This is a genomic window from Arthrobacter tecti (assembly GCF_054511355.1).
Genome location: NZ_JBTNCT010000001.1, coordinates 57,171 through 73,447, shown reverse-complemented (window position 1 = coordinate 73,447; position 16,277 = coordinate 57,171). Strand labels below are relative to the sequence as shown.

General features: G+C 64.9%; 14 protein-coding genes. 1 reads left to right on the top strand and 13 read right to left on the bottom strand.

Annotation, left to right across the window (positions count from 1 at the left end):
- Nucleotides 1-3 precede the first annotated feature (3 nt).
- The 13 genes from ACX80C_RS00365 to pyrR form a co-directional block, all read right to left on the bottom strand.
- Complete coding sequence (locus tag ACX80C_RS00365; RefSeq protein WP_459324246.1) at nucleotides 4-2,136, bottom strand: primosomal protein N'; 2,133 nt, start codon at nucleotides 2,134-2,136, stop codon at nucleotides 4-6.
- 16 nt (nucleotides 2,137-2,152) lie between these two features.
- Nucleotides 2,153-3,352 carry a methionine adenosyltransferase gene (gene metK / locus ACX80C_RS00360; RefSeq protein WP_459324609.1) on the bottom strand — a complete coding sequence of 400 codons (1,200 nt, stop codon included), beginning with the start codon at nucleotides 3,350-3,352 and terminating at the stop codon, nucleotides 2,153-2,155.
- Between the two features lie 109 nt (nucleotides 3,353-3,461).
- Entirely contained in the window at nucleotides 3,462-4,679 is a 1,218-nt protein-coding gene (gene coaBC / locus ACX80C_RS00355) for a bifunctional phosphopantothenoylcysteine decarboxylase/phosphopantothenate--cysteine ligase CoaBC (protein WP_459324245.1), read from the bottom strand.
- Between the two features lie 24 nt (nucleotides 4,680-4,703).
- A complete protein-coding gene (gene rpoZ, locus ACX80C_RS00350; RefSeq protein ID WP_459324244.1) occupies nucleotides 4,704-4,961 on the bottom strand; it encodes a DNA-directed RNA polymerase subunit omega in 258 nt (85 codons plus the stop codon).
- A gap of 46 nt (nucleotides 4,962-5,007) precedes the next feature.
- Entirely contained in the window at nucleotides 5,008-5,577 is a 570-nt protein-coding gene (gene gmk, locus ACX80C_RS00345; RefSeq protein ID WP_459324243.1) for a guanylate kinase, read from the bottom strand.
- 17 nt (nucleotides 5,578-5,594) lie between these two features.
- A complete protein-coding gene (mihF, locus tag ACX80C_RS00340) occupies nucleotides 5,595-5,930 on the bottom strand; it encodes an integration host factor, actinobacterial type (RefSeq protein ID WP_459324242.1) in 336 nt (111 codons plus the stop codon).
- Nucleotides 5,931-6,030: 100 nt separating this feature from the next.
- The gene (gene pyrF, locus ACX80C_RS00335; protein ID WP_459324241.1) at nucleotides 6,031-6,894 is read right to left on the bottom strand and encodes an orotidine-5'-phosphate decarboxylase; all 864 of its coding nucleotides are present in this window, start codon (nucleotides 6,892-6,894) and stop codon (nucleotides 6,031-6,033) included.
- Complete coding sequence (gene carB / locus ACX80C_RS00330; protein WP_459324240.1) at nucleotides 6,887-10,192, bottom strand: carbamoyl-phosphate synthase large subunit; 3,306 nt, start codon at nucleotides 10,190-10,192, stop codon at nucleotides 6,887-6,889. The genes pyrF and carB overlap by 8 nt, the downstream gene beginning before the upstream one ends.
- Nucleotides 10,193-11,440 (bottom strand): glutamine-hydrolyzing carbamoyl-phosphate synthase small subunit, encoded by a 1,248-nt coding sequence (gene carA, locus ACX80C_RS00325; RefSeq protein WP_459324239.1) that lies wholly within the window; start codon nucleotides 11,438-11,440, stop codon nucleotides 10,193-10,195. It abuts the gene before it with no gap.
- Nucleotides 11,437-11,976 carry a PH-like domain-containing protein gene (locus tag ACX80C_RS00320; protein ID WP_459324238.1) on the bottom strand — a complete coding sequence of 180 codons (540 nt, stop codon included), beginning with the start codon at nucleotides 11,974-11,976 and terminating at the stop codon, nucleotides 11,437-11,439. Before ACX80C_RS00320 ends, carA begins: the two co-directional genes overlap by 4 nt.
- A complete protein-coding gene (locus ACX80C_RS00315) occupies nucleotides 11,967-13,298 on the bottom strand; it encodes a dihydroorotase (protein WP_459324237.1) in 1,332 nt (443 codons plus the stop codon). The genes ACX80C_RS00320 and ACX80C_RS00315 overlap by 10 nt, the downstream gene beginning before the upstream one ends.
- Complete coding sequence (locus ACX80C_RS00310; protein WP_459324236.1) at nucleotides 13,295-14,293, bottom strand: aspartate carbamoyltransferase catalytic subunit; 999 nt, start codon at nucleotides 14,291-14,293, stop codon at nucleotides 13,295-13,297. The genes ACX80C_RS00315 and ACX80C_RS00310 overlap by 4 nt, the downstream gene beginning before the upstream one ends.
- Nucleotides 14,290-14,865 carry a bifunctional pyr operon transcriptional regulator/uracil phosphoribosyltransferase PyrR gene (gene pyrR / locus ACX80C_RS00305; protein WP_459324235.1) on the bottom strand — a complete coding sequence of 192 codons (576 nt, stop codon included), beginning with the start codon at nucleotides 14,863-14,865 and terminating at the stop codon, nucleotides 14,290-14,292. Before pyrR ends, ACX80C_RS00310 begins: the two co-directional genes overlap by 4 nt.
- A gap of 293 nt (nucleotides 14,866-15,158) precedes the next feature.
- Here pyrR and ACX80C_RS00300 point away from each other — a divergent pair, with 293 nt between their 5' ends.
- A complete protein-coding gene (locus ACX80C_RS00300) occupies nucleotides 15,159-16,247 on the top strand; it encodes a PrsW family intramembrane metalloprotease (protein ID WP_459324234.1) in 1,089 nt (362 codons plus the stop codon).
- The last annotated feature ends 30 nt before the right edge of the window (nucleotides 16,248-16,277 follow it).

Genomic DNA, 16,277 nt, shown 5'->3' with positions numbered 1-16,277 from the left:
CTGCTACAGGAGGTCGAAGGGGTCGATCCGGACATGGACAGGTTCGCTTGTCCGCTTTGCGGAGCGGGAAACCTTGCGGGCGCGAAGTGACGAGACCACGGCCGCCGCATCCCGGTAGCTGAAGAACAGCAGCGAACGGTGCGTGCCTGCCGCGGACTGCTGTCCGGGTTTCTCGGCGGCTCCCGGACCACTCGGCCAGTTCGCTGCGCCGGAGACGACGGTCGGTCCCACAACCCTGCACGACGGCGGGAGTGCGAGACCGTCAAGAAAGGCGGCGATCGCAACGAGCGTGCCGGTGAGGGCTGCATACCGGAGAGCTGGAGGAAGTCCCAGCTCGGTTCGGCCCGCGAGTTCCCTCCCCGCTGCCCCGGACGGATCCCAACGGACGAGGTGACCGGCAGCGGCGTCGTCGTCGGCTGTCACAACCACCACCCCGCCCGACGTCGCCGGGCGTGCCAGCGCTGCAGCGCTGAACCAGCGCTGCAGGGTCGCTTCGAGCGCGCGGAGGGACTCCCGTCCGAGCAGCGCGTTGCCGTCAAGGAGCAGGACCGCCGCATAGCCCGTCGGCGCCACCGGTTCGGCGCCGGGTGTAGCAACGACAACCCGGGGTTTGTCATCGACGACGTCGAGGACGTGGTCACCCGAGGAAGAGACGACGGCGGTACCCGGGAACGCGCGTCCGAGCTCCTCCGCAGTGCGTGCTGCGCCGCTGACAGTAGACCTGAGACGCGGGCTGCTGCAGTTCGGGCAACGCCAGACGCTCTCCGGCCGCCCGCACCATCTGCAGGCGATGACGGCCGCACGCCCGGACTGCGCAAGCGGACCCGCGCAGTGCCGGCAGCGGGCGGGCTCGCGGCAGTCCTCGCACGCGAGAGCCGGGGAAAACCCGGTGCGCGCAACCTGGATCAGCACGGGGCCGCGCTCCAGCCCCTCCCGCGCCGCGCGCCAGGCGACAGGCGGAATACGTACGCGGTGGGTCAAAGGTTCACGATCAGTGTGAAAGGTGTCTGCAGAGTGAAGGATGCGCGGTGTGAACCGCCGGATGGTGGGGCGGTCGGCCTGGATGGACTGGGCCCAACCGCTCTCGACCAGGCGCTGGGATTCCACGCTCCTGGAGAGAGAGCCGAAGAGCAGGGCGCAGTCCTGCTGCTCGCTGCGTAGGAGCAGGACGTCGCGGACATGCTGGTAGGGTGCGCGCGGTTCGCTGTGGAGATCGTCGCCGTCGTCCCAGAGGCACACCAGCCCGAGATCGTGCACCGGCGCATAGGCCGCCGAGCGGGTTCCAACTGCCACCCGGACCTGCCCATGCAGCAGCTTCAGGAAGCTTCGGTACCGCGGCGTCGGGCCGTCCTCGGCGGTGAGGCGTACGAACTGGTCTCCGCCGATACTCTCGGTGAGCGCCGCCTGCACCCGTGCCAGGTCCCGTTGGTCCGGAACAACGACGACGGCGCCGCGTCCCATTGCCCAGACAGTTGCCACCGCCTCAGCTAATTCTGCGGGCCAGCCGGCCGCACCGTACCCTCCCAGGCTGGTGAGTATGGCCTTGGGGCTCTGCCCGGCGGCGAGGCGCATCAGGAAGGAATCGCCCTGGGAGTACCTGGCGAACAGGCTGCGGCCGCCTGTGACACCACCGGTTTCCGGGGCGTCGCCGGTGTCCGGTCCGGGTGACGTCGCCGGGCCCTCGGCCCCGAATTCCTTCTCCACCCGCGCCACGCGCGGCGGTACTGCCGAGCGCAGGACATCGCTGGTGGAACCGGCGTAACGGGCCGCGACTGCTGCGGCAAGCGAGAAGATTTCCGGTGCGACAACGGGCTGTGCCGAGACCACACGGGAGAGGGGCAGAAGGCGTGCGGGACTGTCAGAGAACTCGCGCCTCTCAACGATGAACGCTGCGTGCTCACGACCGGCGAACCGCACCTTCGCCCTCGCACCCGGGACGGCGTCGTCGTCGTACTCCGCGGGGACGAGGTAATCGAACGGACGGTCCAAATGCGGCAGGGGCGAGTCAAGTACCACACGGGCCACCGGCAGCCGGGCGGCCGTAGCGGACTTTCCGCGCGGCACGGCGGGCGCCGTGAATCCCTGCAGCAGGGAGAGCTGCGCTCCGCCGCCGGATCCGAAAGTGTCGGAACTCATGCGCTAGGGAAAGCTCCTACGCGTTGAAGTGGCTCTTGAGGTTGTCGACACGGTCTGTGAGCTCCCAGTTGAAGCCCTCGCCCTCGCGGCCGAAGTGGCCGTGCGCCGCAGTTTTCTGGTAGATCGGACGCAGCAGGTCCAGCGAGTTGATGATGGCCAGCGGACGGAGGTCGAAGATCTCACGAATGGCCGAACCGATCGCCGCCGGATCAACCTGCTCGGTCCCGAACGTCTCCACGTAGATGCCCACCGGCTGGGCCATGCCGATCGCATAGGCGATCTGGATCTCGGCGCGGCGGGCCAGGCCGGCCGCAACCACGTTCTTCGCAACCCAGCGCATCGCGTACGCGGCGGACCGGTCAACCTTCGAGGGGTCCTTTCCGCTGAAGGCACCGCCGCCGTGGCGGGCCATTCCACCGTAGGTGTCGACAATGATCTTGCGTCCGGTCAGACCGGCGTCACCCACCGGGCCGCCGATCACAAACTCGCCGCCCGGATTGAGGATATGGCGGACGTTCGAGACGTCCAGGGGGGACGTGGCAAGCACCGGGTTGATGACGTGCTCCACCAGGTCACCACGCAGCGTATCGAGACTCACGTCCTGCGCATGCTGCGACGAAATGACGATCGAGTCAACGCTCACCGGGATGTCGCCGTCGTACCCGACGGTCACCTGTGTCTTGCCGTCGGGCCGCAGGTACGAAAGGGTGCCGTCCTTGCGGACCTCCGTCAACCGCTCCGACAAACGATGCGCCAGCCAGATGGGGGTGGGCATCAGGACGGGCGTCTCGTCGCTGGCGTAACCGAACATGATGCCCTGGTCTCCGGCGCCCTGGGCGTCATAAGCGTCCGAGCCGGTCCCCTGCCGGCTCTCCAGGGAGTTGAAAACTCCGGATGCGATCTCCGGGGACTGCTGCCCGATCGAGACGGACACACCGCACCGGGCGCCGTCGAAGCCGTTGGCGGACGAGTCATAGCCGATGCCGAGGATGGTTTCGCGGACAATCTCGGGAATCTCGACATACGCATCGGTGGTGACTTCGCCCGCGACATGGACCAGACCGGTTGTGACCAGGGTTTCCACGGCCACCCGGGAGTGGGGATCAGCGGCCAGCAACGCATCGAGGATGCCGTCGCTGATCTGGTCGCAGATCTTGTCGGGATGACCCTCGGTCACCGATTCCGAGGTGAACAGTCGCAACGAAGAAGGCGTCATGGAGTTGGGCATATGGGGTGAATTCACGTGATCACTCTACTTGGTTCGGCTACGGCTCGGACGGGTTGTGTGACCGGTTACTACGGCGGCCTCCGATGCCAAAGGTCGGTCAGCCGCCCGCAGGGAGGGCCGCGGCGACCCTCGCAAGAATTGCTCCGGCCACCTCGCTCTTGCTTCCGCTCACGGTTTCCGGTTCGGCGCCGTGTGCATCAAGGATGGTTACCTCGGTGGAGTCCTGCCCGAAAACGAGCGAACGGCCGACGGTGTTGAGGATCAGCAGGTCGCACCCCTTGCGCTTGAGCTTCTGCAGGCCGTGCGCCAGTGGGTCGCCGCTCTCATCCCCCGTCTCGGCTGCGAATCCGATGATCAGTTGCGGCGTGAGTGCGGCATCGCGCTGCTGGACGGCCTCCTTGAGGATGTCCGGGTTGCGGATCAGGGTGATCACCGGGTCCTCGCCGTCGTCGCGCTTCTTGACTTTCGTCTCCGACACTGACTCGGGACGGAAATCCGCGACTGCCGCGGCCATGATGAGCGCGTCCGAGGTCTGCGCGAGCTCCAGCGTGGCTTTCCGCAGCTCCTCGGCAGTTTCGACGACGGTGAGCTCCACTCCCGGTGGCGGAGTGACTTCCATGTGGGCGGCGATGAATCGCACGGTTGCGCCCGCGGCCAGCGCCGCCTGGGCCAGCGCTACGCCCTGCTTGCCCGACGAGCGATTGCCCAGGAACCTGACTGGGTCAAGAGGTTCCCGCGTCCCGCCGGCCGTGATGGTGACGGTCCGCCCGGCGAGCGTTCCGTTCGCCGGCGCCGAGGAGAGATTCAGGGCTGCGTGGAAGATCTCCGCCGGCTCCGGTAGGCGCCCAGGACCGGTGTCGGTGCCGGTTAGCCTGCCAACCGCCGGGTCGAGCACGACGGCGCCGCGTCCCCTGAGGGTGGCGACGTTGGCAACCGTTGCGGGGTGCTGCCACATCTCGGTATGCATGGCCGGTGCGAACAGGACCGGTGCCCGGGTGACCAGGAGCGTACCCGTCAGCAGATCATCAGCCATACCCGCGGCGGCGCGCGCCAGTAAATCCGCTGTAGCCGGCGCAATGACCACCAGGTCCGCTTCCTGACCAAGACGGACGTGGCGAACCTGGTCGACGGCGTCGAACACGTTGTTGCTGACCGGATTTCCGGAGAGCGCTTCCCAGGTGGCAGTCCCCACGAACCGTTGGGCGGCCTCCGTGGGGATGACGGTCACCCCGTGTCCGGCCTCGGTGAACAAACGAAGGAGGGACGCCACCTTATAGGCAGCGATCCCTCCTCCTACACCCAGTACGATGCGCATTCGTTCAGCAGAGTATCTGTTGACCTACTCCGATACCTCCGGCGAGGAGACAAGCATGCCCTCGTTGATCTCGCGAAGGGCGATGGACAGCGGCTTCTCGTTCAGCCGGGTATCCACGAGCGGGCCGACATACTCGAACAGGCCCTCATGCAGCTGCGAGTAGTAGGCATTGATCTGGCGCGCACGCTTGGCCCCGTAGATCACGAGCGCGTACTTTGAGTCCGACGCCTCCAGCAGGGAGTCGATCGGCGGGTTGATGATGCCTTCGGGCTGAGTTGACACAAAATCTCCAATATTCGCTGGGCCGTTCAGTCGCCGCGCTCGCTCTTTAGTGTGCGTGCGCGGTCAGGCCCATCAGTGAAACAAGCTCATCTGCTGCACGCTGGACGTTGTCATTGACCACCGTGTGGTCAAATTCCGGTTCTGCAGCTAGTTCCAGTTTAGCGGTTTCGAGCCGCTGCTGCTGCTCCTCGGCGGTTTCAGTGCCCCGACCCACCAATCGGCGGACCATTTCTTCCCAGCTGGGTGGCGCGAGGAACACGAAATTCGCCTCCGGCATGGTCTCCTTGACCTGACGCGCGCCCTGCAGATCGATCTCCAGAAGCACCGATTTCCCATCGGCCATCGCGTCGATCACGGTCCGGCGCAGCGTTCCGTACCGGTTCCTTCCGTGCACATGCGCCCATTCGAGCATCTGGCCGGATTCAACGAGGGCATCGAACTCTTCGGACGAAACGAAGTGGTAGTGCACGCCCTCCACTTCGCCCGGACGCGGCGGGCGCGTGGTAGCCGAAACAGAGAGCGCGACCTCCGGATAGTTGTCGCGTATGTAGGTGGATACCGTGCCTTTACCCACAGCCGTTGGGCCCGCGAGCACGGTCAGCCGCGGCTGATTCACAAGATGCTTCCTTCTCTCTAGGGGCGGCTATTCGCCGAATGATGCCTCAGATGCTCGATCAGCGCACGCCGTTGGTGGACGCCCAGTCCGCGTACACGGCGGGTGGAAGCTATCCCGACGGCATCCATGATCCCTGCCGCCCGTTTCTCACCGACGCCCGGAAGCGCCTTGAGCAGGTCGAGGACACGAAGCCTTCCGATCGCTTCCTCACTCGAGTGGCCGTTGATGACCTCGCCAACGGTGATGTCTCCCGATTTGAGCCGGGACTTCAGCTCGGCCCTCACCGCCCGCGCCGCGGTGGCTTTCTCCCGCGCCAATGTTCGTTCGCTGTCGGTGAGGGGCTTCAAACTCACTCGTGCTCCCTAAGCAGTTGGAACCGTCGGCTGAAGCACCGGCAGTCACGGATCTGTAGTTTGGGCTTGCACTGAACCTATCCGCTCGGACGGCAGAAAATCAATCCGTTCCGGATGCCGCATCCGCCGTCGTCCTCAGAGCGTTCTGGGTTGCTTGGACCGCTTCCCTGAGCGCAGACACTTCCGGTCCGGCTCGCAGGATCTCCCTGCTCGAGTTGGGCAGGACCACGCCTGTTGCACCTGCAAACGTCGTATCCAGTTCCGTCCGACCGGCCCCCTGCGCTCCGACCCCTGGGGCCAGGATGGGGCCGTTTAGCGACCCCAGCTCCAGGCGAAGCTCCCGCACGGCCTTTCCCGCCGTCGCGCCGATCACCAGGCCCACCGATCCCGGACCGTCCGCCAGGTTCTCCTGGGCAGCAGCGCGAACTATTCTCTGCGCCACCGAATTCTCACCGCCCACGTGCTGTACCGATGCCCCCTCCGGGTTGGAGGTCAGCGCCAGGACGAAGACGCCGCGCCCTGACTCCCGCGCTGCCGTCAATGCCGGACGGAGGGATTCGAATCCGAGGTACGGACTGAGGGTAACGGCATCGGCAGCCAGTGCCGAGCCGTCCTTGAGCCACGCGTCGGCGTAACCGGCCATGGTGGATCCGATGTCCCCGCGCTTGGCGTCCGCGATCGTCAGCAAACCGTTGGCCGCACTCCGCACCAGGAGGTCCTCAAGGACGGCCAACCCGCGCGACCCGTGCCTTTCAAACAGTGCCACCTGCGGTTTGATGACAGCTACCCGACCGGAGACCGCGTCCAGGACTGTATGGGAGAAACGCCGCAGGCCCTCCGGCGTGTCTTCGAGTCCCCAGGCCTCCAGAAGCGATGCGTGAGGGTCCACGCCAACGCACAGACTCCCCCACTGTTCGACGGCGGAGGCAAGGCGCGCGCCGAAGGTCGCCTTCGGCTCAGGCATTTGCCACTACGGTTTCCCCGCGGATGGCGCGGGCGTGATCCTGGAGACTGGTGACCGACCACTGATAAGTGCGCAGCGCTTCGATCGCCTGAACTGCGGCATTGAACTCGGCAACCGTCGTGATGCACGGGATACCGATGGACGTTGCGGCTGCGCGGAGCTCATAACCGTCGCTTCGAGCCTCACCGCCGGAGGGGGTGTTGAAGACCATGTCAATGTCCCCAGCGACGACGAGGTCCGCAATAGTGCCTTCACCTTCGGCACTGCTGCCTTCGGCAACCTTGCGGACCGGTGTGGCCTGAATTCCATTGCGCCTCAGGACATCGGCGGTCCCGCCGGTGGAGATAATCTCGAACCCCAGGTCGGACAAACGCTTCACGCCCATGATCACGGAGCGCTTGTCGCGGTTTGCAACGGATACAAACACCTTTCCAGAGGTGGGCAGGGCGTTGTTCGCCGCCGCCTGGCTCTTGGCAAACGCTGTGTCGAAGTGCTTGTCGATGCCCATTACCTCACCCGTCGAACGCATCTCCGGACCAAGGAGGGAGTCCACAACTTTCCCCTCGGGAGTACGGAAGCGGCTGAACGGCAAGACTGCCTCCTTCACGGAAACCGGTGCGTCCAGCGGAAGACCCCCGCCGTCTCCGGTTTCCGGCAGCATCTTGTAAGCGGTGCGAAGCTGGTGGATGGTCACGCCGGTGCCGATGAGTGCGGCGGCTTTCGCCATCTGCACGCCGGTCGCCTTCGAAACAAAGGGCACCGTCCGCGAGGCGCGCGGGTTAGCTTCAAGGACGTAGAGCACATCCGATGCCAGCGCGAACTGAATGTTGATCAGGCCGCGGACTCCCACGCCTTCCGCGATGGCGTGGGTTGCCGTGCGAACCCGCTCAAGCACGTTTGCACCCAGGGTGATTGGTGGCAGGACGCATGCCGAGTCACCGGAGTGGATGCCGGCTTCCTCGATGTGTTCCATGATGCCGCCGAGGTACAGGTCCTTGCCGTCGTAGAGGGCGTCAACGTCGATCTCCACCGCGTCCTCAAGGAACCGGTCGATCAGGACGGGATGGTCCGGGGTAATCTCGGTGGCGTTGGCGATGTAGCGGGACAGGTTCGCTTCGTCATACACAATTTCCATGCCGCGCCCGCCGAGTACATACGATGGGCGCACCAGGACCGGATAGCCGATCTCGTTAGCGATGCCCCGCGCGTCCTCGAAGGACACCGCGGTGCCGTTCTTCGGCGCGATGAGCCCCGCCTCATCCAGCACCCGCGCAAACTCGCCGCGGTGCTCCGCCAGGTCAATCGCCTCCGGAGAGGTCCCGAGAATGGGGATACCGGCGTCGGCCAGTTCCTTCGCCAGCTTCAGCGGCGTCTGGCCGCCGAGCTGCACGAAAACACCCATAACTCCGCCCGTGCGCTCCTCCGCGGCGATGACCTCGAGCACGTCCTCGAGCGTGAGGGGCTCGAAGTAAAGCCGGGTGGAAACGTCATAGTCGGTGGAGACGGTTTCGGGGTTGCAGTTGACCATGACGGTCTCGTATCCGGCCTTGCGCAGCGCCATAGTCGCGTGCACGCAGGAGTAGTCGAACTCAATCCCCTGCCCGATCCGGTTCGGCCCGGATCCTAAAATGATGATGGACGGCTTGGCATGCAGCCCGACTTCGTCTTCTTCGTCATAGGAGGAGTAGTGGTACGGCGTGTATGCCGCGAACTCGGCCGCGCACGTGTCCACGGTCTTGAAGACCGGGCGGATATCCAGCGCGTGGCGGACCCCGCGCACAACGGCCTCGGGGGTATGCGTGAGGAGTCCGATCTGTTCATCGGAGAACCCGTGGCGCTTCGCCAGGCGCAGGGATCCGGGGTTGATACCTTCCTTCCGCACGGTGGCGGCCACCTCGTTCAGCAGGACAAGCTGGTCCAGGAACCATGGGTCGATGCCCGTCGCGGCATAAAGGTCCTCCACGGTGGCTCCGCCCAGCAGCGCACGCTGGACCTGCGAAAGCCGCTCGGTCGTGGGACGCTTGGCCGCCTCGATAAGGTCTGGCACCTCGAAATCGTTGATTGAGTCGAACGTCAGCTGTGAGCCCTTCTGTTCGAGCGATCGCAGCGCCTTCTGCAGTGCTTCAGTGAAGTTACGACCCATGGCCATCGCTTCACCCACGGACTTCATGGTGGTGGTGAGGGTGGGATCCGCCGCCGGGAATTTCTCGAACGCGAAGCGCGGAACCTTCACTACGACGTAGTCCAGGGTCGGCTCGAATGAGGCCGGTGTCTGGCGTGTGATGTCGTTCGGGATCTCGTCGAGCGTGTAGCCGAGTGAGAGCTTGGTGGCGATCTTCGCGATGGCAAAGCCTGTTGCCTTCGAGGCCAGCGCCGAGGAACGCGAGACACGCGGATTCATCTCGATAACCACTACCCGACCGGTGTCCGGTTCCACCGCGAACTGGATGTTGCAACCGCCCGTGTCCACCCCTACCTCGCGGATGACGGCGATCGAGATATCCCGCAGGCGCTGGTACTCGCGGTCGGTCAGGGTCAGCGCAGGAGCAACTGTGATCGAGTCGCCGGTATGGACTCCTACGGGATCGAAGTTCTCGATGGAGCAAACGACAACAACGTTGTCCTTCTTGTCCCGCATCATCTCAAGTTCGTACTCCTTCCAGCCGAGGATGCTCTCCTCGAGGAGCACCTCGCTGGTAGGGCTGTACTGCAGGCCCTGGCCCACGATGCGGCGCAGGTCGTCCTCGTTGTAGGCGAGACCGGATCCCAGTCCGCCCATTGTGAAGGACGGACGAACAACCATCGGGTAACCGAGATCGCCGGCCGCATCCAGGGCGCCGTCGATCGTGTTGATGATGCGCGACCTGGCGGACTCGGCGCCGCAGCGTTCAACCACTCCCTTGAACTTCTCGCGGTCCTCACCGAGTTCGATCGCCGCGATATTGGCGCCGATCAGCTCCACGCCGTACTTTTCGAGAACGCCGTTCTTGTCGAGCGCAATCGCAGTGTTAAGTGCCGTCTGCCCACCCAGGGTCGGGAGGATGGCGTCGGGACGTTCCTTTTCGATGATCTTCTCGACCACCTCGGGTGTGATCGGTTCAACGTAGGTCGCGTCAGCGAACTCCGGGTCGGTCATGATCGTGGCCGGATTCGAGTTCACGAGGATGACACGCAGTCCCTCTTCCTTCAGGACGCGCAGTGCCTGGGTGCCCGAGTAATCGAACTCGGCGGCCTGGCCGATGACGATCGGACCGGATCCGATGACCAGTACGGACGAAAGATCGGTTCTGCGGGGCATCTAGTTTTCTTCCTGCGCGGGGGTGGGAGCTTTTGAGACGTCGGAGGCATCAGGGGCATCCGAGCCATTCCGGTAGGCATTGGCAGCATCGGTCATGAGATCGATGAACCGGTCGAACAGGTATGCAGAGTCATGGGGGCCGGCAGCCGCTTCCGGATGGTACTGGACCGAGAAGGCGGGGAGGTCGAGGCACGCAAGGCCCTCCACGACGTCGTCGTTCAGGCTGACGTGGCTGACCTCCACCCGGCCGAACCGCTCCTCGGGAGCGGTCACCGGCCCATCCAGCGGCGCGTCGACTGCGAAACCGTGGTTCTGGCTCGTGATTTCAACCTTGCCGGTGCGACGGTCGAGCACGGGCTGGTTGATGCCCCGATGGCCGTAGCGGAGCTTGTAGGTTCCGAAGCCGAGTGCCCGGCCAAGTATCTGGTTGCCGAAACAAATCCCGAAGAACGGCACGCGTGCGTCCAGGACACGCCGCAGGAGCGCAACCTGCGCGTCCGCGGTGGACGGGTCTCCTGGGCCGTTGGATATGAACACGCCGTCAGCTCCCGCGGCAACAACATCCTCGTAGGAGGCGTCGGCAGGCAGCACTACCGTGCGCACGCCCCGCTGTGCGAAGTGCTTGGGCGTCATCGCCTTGATACCGAGGTCCAAAGCCGCCACGGTGAAGCGCGGATCCCCTTCCCAGCCATGATCGGAGGGCTCGACGGCGTAGCTTGAGTCGATACTCACCTCTTCGGCAAGGCGCGATCCTTCCATGCTGCGCTGCGCGGTTACCTCCGCGAGCAGCTCGACGTCGCTGCGTGCGGCGTCCGGACCCGAGAAGATGCCCGCCTTCATAGCGCCGCGCTCCCGCAGGTGCCGGGTAATGGCGCGCGTGTCCACGCCCTGGATTCCCACGACACCCTGTTCGATGAGCTCCTGGTCGAGAGATTTCTCGGATCTCCAGTTTGAAGGCCGCCGGGCGGCGTCGCGCACGATGTAACCAGACACCCAGATTCGGCGCGATTCGGCGTCGTCCCGGTTCACGCCGGTGTTCCCGATGTGAGGGGCTGTCTGCACCACGAGCTGGCGCGCATAGGAAGGATCAGTGATGGTTTCCTGGTAGCCCGTCATGCCGGTGGCAAATACCGCTTCGCCAAGCGCCGTTCCCTGAGCGCCATAGCCGCTCCCCCGGAACGTCCGTCCATCTTCCAGCACCAGAACCGCTGCGGTGCCCGCCCGCGTTACCTCCGCGTGTGTTGTCACTGTATTTCCTTGCTGTTTGGGCTTGTTGGGTTTGTTGAGGAGTCCGGTTCCCCGATCAGCGCGGTCACCGCAGCCAGGAGCTGCGGCTTGTCCGCCGCATACCTAGTCCGGAACCCTGTGTCATAGGTTTCATCTCCGAGAGCCCAGGTCACCACGAGCAGTCCGTCCTTTTCGACGAACTTCCCGGCCATACCGCGCTCCAACCGGACTCCGACCAGGCTGTCCCGCGCGATGTAAATCTCGCGCTCACCCGAACGGTCGAACAGGAGCCCGTGGGAGTAGACAGCAGCCGTTGCCGTCGCCTTGTTGCCGAGTCCATGCGCGCTGACTCGGTCCAACCAGTCACCACCAGATGTTGTGACGACGTATTGCCCGACGGCTGCGTAAAGCGGGGCTCCCCGGTCCTCCGGAGCTGCCGACGGAGGCTGGATGTGCTGCTGCCTGCGCAGCCGGTTCCGCCAGCCGAGAGCCATGAGACCAAGCAGAACGACGATCGCGATGAGGGAAACGACGACAGCGGTGGTTGCTACGTCCATGCGGGAACCTCGTCTCGGGACGGATGTGGTGAGTTCAATGCACCGTCGAGCACTGTGGGGTGGCCGGCAAAGAAGGTGGCGACAACGGCACCGGGCAGTTCCAGTCCTGCGAACGGGCTGTTGCGGCCCTTGGTAGCCATTTTATGGGGATCGACCGTCCACCGGGCTGCCGGATCGACGAGTGTGACATTCGCCATTTCGCCCACCTCCAGCGGCCTGCCCTGGCCCCCGACCCGCCCGATTCGCGAGGGGAGGATCGACGTGGCCTCGGCGAACCGCTCCCAGCCCATCAGCCCGGTCTCGATCATGCTGTGCTGGACCACGGACAGCGCGGTTTCGAGCCCGGTCATGCCCATGGCGGCCTGCGCCCACTCGCACTCCTTGTGTTCGGACGGGTGCGGTGCGTGGTCCGTGCCGACGACGTCGATCGTGCCGTCGGCAAGTGCATTACGGAGTGCCTCGACGTCCTCCGTGGTCCGCAGCGGCGGGTTCACCTTGTAGACGGGATCCCAGGAACGCACGAGGTCGTCGGTGAGCAACAGGTGATGCGGTGTAACTTCAGCGGTCACGTTGATTCCGCGCTGCTTCGCCCAGCGGATGATCTCCACTGACCCCGCCGTCGAGACATGGCACACGTGCAGGCGCGAGCCGACGTGCTGCGCCAGCAGCACGTCACGCGCAATGATGCTCTCCTCGGCCACGGCGGGCCAGCCGGCCAGGCCCAGGACAGCTGAGACTGCGCCCTCGTTCATTTGCGCGCCCTCGGTCAGGCGGGGCTCCTGTGCATGTTGGGCGACGACGCCGTCGAACGCCTTCACGTACTCCAGGGCACGACGCATCAGCACCGGGTCCCAAACGCAGATACCGTCGTCGGAAAAGACCCGTACGCCGGCGCTGGACTGCGCCATCGCTCCGAGTTCCGCCAGCCGCTCCCCTGCCAGGCCGACGGTGACGGCGCCAACAGGACGCACGTCAACCCAACCGGCACGGCGGCCCAGGGCGTGGACCTGTTCTACCACGCCGGCTGTGTCCGCCACGGGAGAACTGTTGGCCATCGCATGGACGGCCGTGTACCCGCCGAGGGCGGCAGCCCTGGTCCCGGTTTCCACAGTCTCGGCGTCTTCCCTGCCGGGCTCGCGGAGGTGGGTGTGGATGTCCACCATCCCCGGCAGCAGGATGAGGCCATCGGCGTCGACGACGACGGCGCCCGTCGCGTCGAGCGCACGCCCCCGCTCCACGATCCGTCCCCGCTCAAGCAGGATGTCTACGCCCCTCTCGCCGGAGGGCATGGTTGCACCCTTGATCAGGTAGCGGTCACTCATACAGTTGCCTCCTGGGCAGGCGTGGTGGTCGCTGTGTCCTCTCCGGACAGCAGCAGGTACAGGGCAGCCATGCGAACGGAGACCCCGTTGCGCACCTGGGCGAGGATGGTGGATCGGGGCGAATCCGCGGCGGCGGAGGAAATTTCCAGACCACGGTTCATCGGCCCGGGGTGCATGATGATGGTGTCTTTCCCGGCGGTTGCCTCCAACGCAGCGAGCCGGTCATCATCGAACCCCCAGGTCCGGGAATATTCGCGTGCGGAGGGGAAGAAGGCAGCGTTCATGCGCTCCCCCTGGACCCGGAGCATCATGATCGCGTGCGGATTGTCCGCCAATGCCTCGTCGAGGTCGAAGCTGACCCTGCACGGCCAGCCCTGAATTCCCACGGGAAAGAGGGTGGGCGGCGCGACGAGCGTAACCTCGGCTCCCAGGGTGTTCAGCAGCCAGAGGTTGGAGCGGGCGACACGCGAGTGCAGGACATCGCCCACGATGACGATCCGAAGGCCACGCAGGTCCTGGCCGGTTGATGGCCGACCGGCCAGTGCGCAGACGTGCCGGCGGAGCGTGAAGGCGTCGAGCAGTGCCTGGGTCGGGTGCTCATGGGTTCCATCGCCCGCGTTGATCACCGCAGCATCAATCCAGCCCGAGGCGGCCAGACGAGCGGGCGCGCCGGAGGCCCAGTGGCGGATCACCACGGCATCGGCGCTCATGGCCTCCAGCGTCTGCGCGGTGTCCTTCAGCGACTCGCCCTTTGAGACGGACGATCCCTTAGCTGCGAAGTTGATGACGTCCGCCGACAGCCGCTTCGCCGCTGCTTCAAAGGAGATGCGGGTACGGGTTGAGTCCTCAAAAAAGAGGTTGACTACCGTGCGCCCGCGAAGGGCCGGGAGCTTCTTCACCTCGCGTTCGCCGACGGCTGCCATCTCCTCCGCGGTATCGAGGATCCTGACGGCGTCGGACAGGCTGAGGTCTTCGGTGGACAGAAGGTGTTTCATGCGGGCCCTTCGATCACTACTTCATCCACCGAATCAACCTCGCTGATGCGCACGCGGACCTTCTCCGCCGATGAAGTGGGAAGATTCTTTCCCACATGGTCGGCCCGGATGGGAAGCTCGCGATGTCCGCGGTCCACCAGCACTGCCAGCCGTACGCTCCGCGGCCTGCCGAGGTCGACGATGGCGTCAAGGGCCGCGCGGATGGTGCGGCCGGAATACAGGACGTCATCGACCAGTACGAGAACCCGATCGTCAATGCCCGACGGCGGCAGCTTTGTTGGTCCGGGAGGGCGCGTTGGGTGCCGTCGAAGATCGTCGCGGAACATGGTGACGTCGAGGCGACCGACGATCGCTTCAGCATCCACTGCGGGATCGGTCCGGGAAATCTTGTGGGCAAGGCGCTGGGCGAGGGGAAATCCACGCCTGGGAATCCCAAGAAGGACGAGATTATCCGAGCCTTTGTTGGCTTCGAGGATCTCGTGGGCGATCCGGGTCAGGGCCCGGTCAATGTCGGCTTCACCGAGCACGACTCGTGCGATTGATCCGCTGGGTTCGGCGTTGGGCACACTCATGTAACGCTTCCTCCTTCTCCGCCTCACAGGACGGCCTTTAAAGGTGTGGCTGCGCATTCAAAACTACCACAGCAGCGGGGCCGAACTATCCTGTGTGGATGAGTATGAACTCGCCCGCAGACCAGCCTCGGCCAATTAACAGCGAACGGCGGCCGGGGCTATGGCAGCAGGTGGGAACGGGGCCCCTGATACCGCACTCCCCACTATCTCCAAGTGGTCTTGTACCCACAGTCGTGCCATCACATGGCGGTTTGGCATCCTCCCCGACTAGGCGTTCCGTAGGGGGCTCCGCCATGCTGAATGGGTCTTTGCTCGTCTTCGCGGCGGTTGCCGTGGCCGGGATCGGAGTACTGCTCACCGGGATGCTGGGGGCTGAAGCGCTGTTCCTCTGCGCGCTGCTGGCGCTTATTCCCCTTGCCATCTGCTTTCTCGGCGTCCGCTGGGTTGACCGCTGGGATCCAGAACCCCGGGGTGCGCTTGCTTTCGCATTGCTGTGGGGTGCAGGTATGTCGGTCGCTGTCACCCTGCTGGCCGGTCCCACGGTAACGGCCATGCTTACCGTCGCACTGGACGGAACCGCTCCCGACGTCGTTGGTCCCGTATTTCAGGCGCCCCTCGTCGAAGAAGTGGCCAAAGGGCTTGGCGTACTCGTGCTTGTGTTCTCCCGCCGCAGCCACTTCGACGGGCCGGTGGACGGAATCGTCTATGCCGGCACCGTGGGTGCCGGTTTCGCCTTCACGGAAAACATCCTCTACTTCGGATCAGCGATCGCTGGCCCGGCGGACCTCGGCGGGCTACTGACGGTCTTCGTGATGCGCGGACTTTTCTCGCCCTTCGCGCATGTAATGTTCACGGCCTCCCTCGGTTTTGTCCTTGGGATGGCTGCCGTCAAGGGTAGGTCCGCCGGACGGCTGGTCGGAGCGTTCGCCGTTGGCCTGATTCCGGCGATTGCAGGCCATATGCTTTGGAACGGCGGCTTGGTAGTCCTGTTCACCGACTTCTTCGAGTTCTACTTCCTACTTCAGCTTCCGCTCTTTATTGCTTTCATCCTCGGGGTGCTCTGGCTGCGCCGGGCCGAACGAAAACTGACGTTCCAGCGCCTCACGGATTATGCCCAGGCGGGTTGGCTCACCACGGAGGAAGTCGGTCTGGTCGCTTCCCCGGGCGGACGGACACAGGGACTGGACTGGGCCGGCGCAATCGGAGCCCGTCCGCTGATGAAGCACTTCATCAGCTCAGCGACCAGGCTTGCATTTGTGAGGCAGCGGCTATTGGCCGGGCATGGCTCGTCAATGGACGCCGAGCATGAGATGCACCTGCTCAATGACCTGACCGCCACGCGTGGGCGCATGTTCGCCGCCGCGGCAGCCCGCCGAGTGTAAGGCGTGTTCCCGGGCAGGTTTGCTCTCGGC

Bases quoted from the DNA above. Each gene is read 5' to 3' on its own strand.
- ACX80C_RS00365 (WP_459324246.1), bottom strand. From the start codon at position 2,136: ATGAGTTCCGACACTTTCGGATCCGGCGGCGGAGCGCAGCTCTCCCTG.
- metK (WP_459324609.1), bottom strand. From the start codon at position 3,352: ATGACGCCTTCTTCGTTGCGACTGTTCACCTCGGAATCGGTGACCGAG.
- coaBC (WP_459324245.1), bottom strand. From the start codon at position 4,679: ATGCGCATCGTACTGGGTGTAGGAGGAGGGATCGCTGCCTATAAGGTG.
- pyrF (WP_459324241.1), bottom strand. From the start codon at position 6,894: ATGCCTGAGCCGAAGGCGACCTTCGGCGCGCGCCTTGCCTCCGCCGTC.
- carB (WP_459324240.1), bottom strand. From the start codon at position 10,192: ATGCCCCGCAGAACCGATCTTTCGTCCGTACTGGTCATCGGATCCGGT.
- ACX80C_RS00320 (WP_459324238.1), bottom strand. From the start codon at position 11,976: ATGGACGTAGCAACCACCGCTGTCGTCGTTTCCCTCATCGCGATCGTC.
- ACX80C_RS00315 (WP_459324237.1), bottom strand. From the start codon at position 13,298: ATGAGTGACCGCTACCTGATCAAGGGTGCAACCATGCCCTCCGGCGAG.
- ACX80C_RS00310 (WP_459324236.1), bottom strand. From the start codon at position 14,293: ATGAAACACCTTCTGTCCACCGAAGACCTCAGCCTGTCCGACGCCGTC.
- pyrR (WP_459324235.1), bottom strand. From the start codon at position 14,865: ATGAGTGTGCCCAACGCCGAACCCAGCGGATCAATCGCACGAGTCGTG.
- ACX80C_RS00300 (WP_459324234.1), top strand. From the start codon at position 15,159: ATGCTGAATGGGTCTTTGCTCGTCTTCGCGGCGGTTGCCGTGGCCGGG.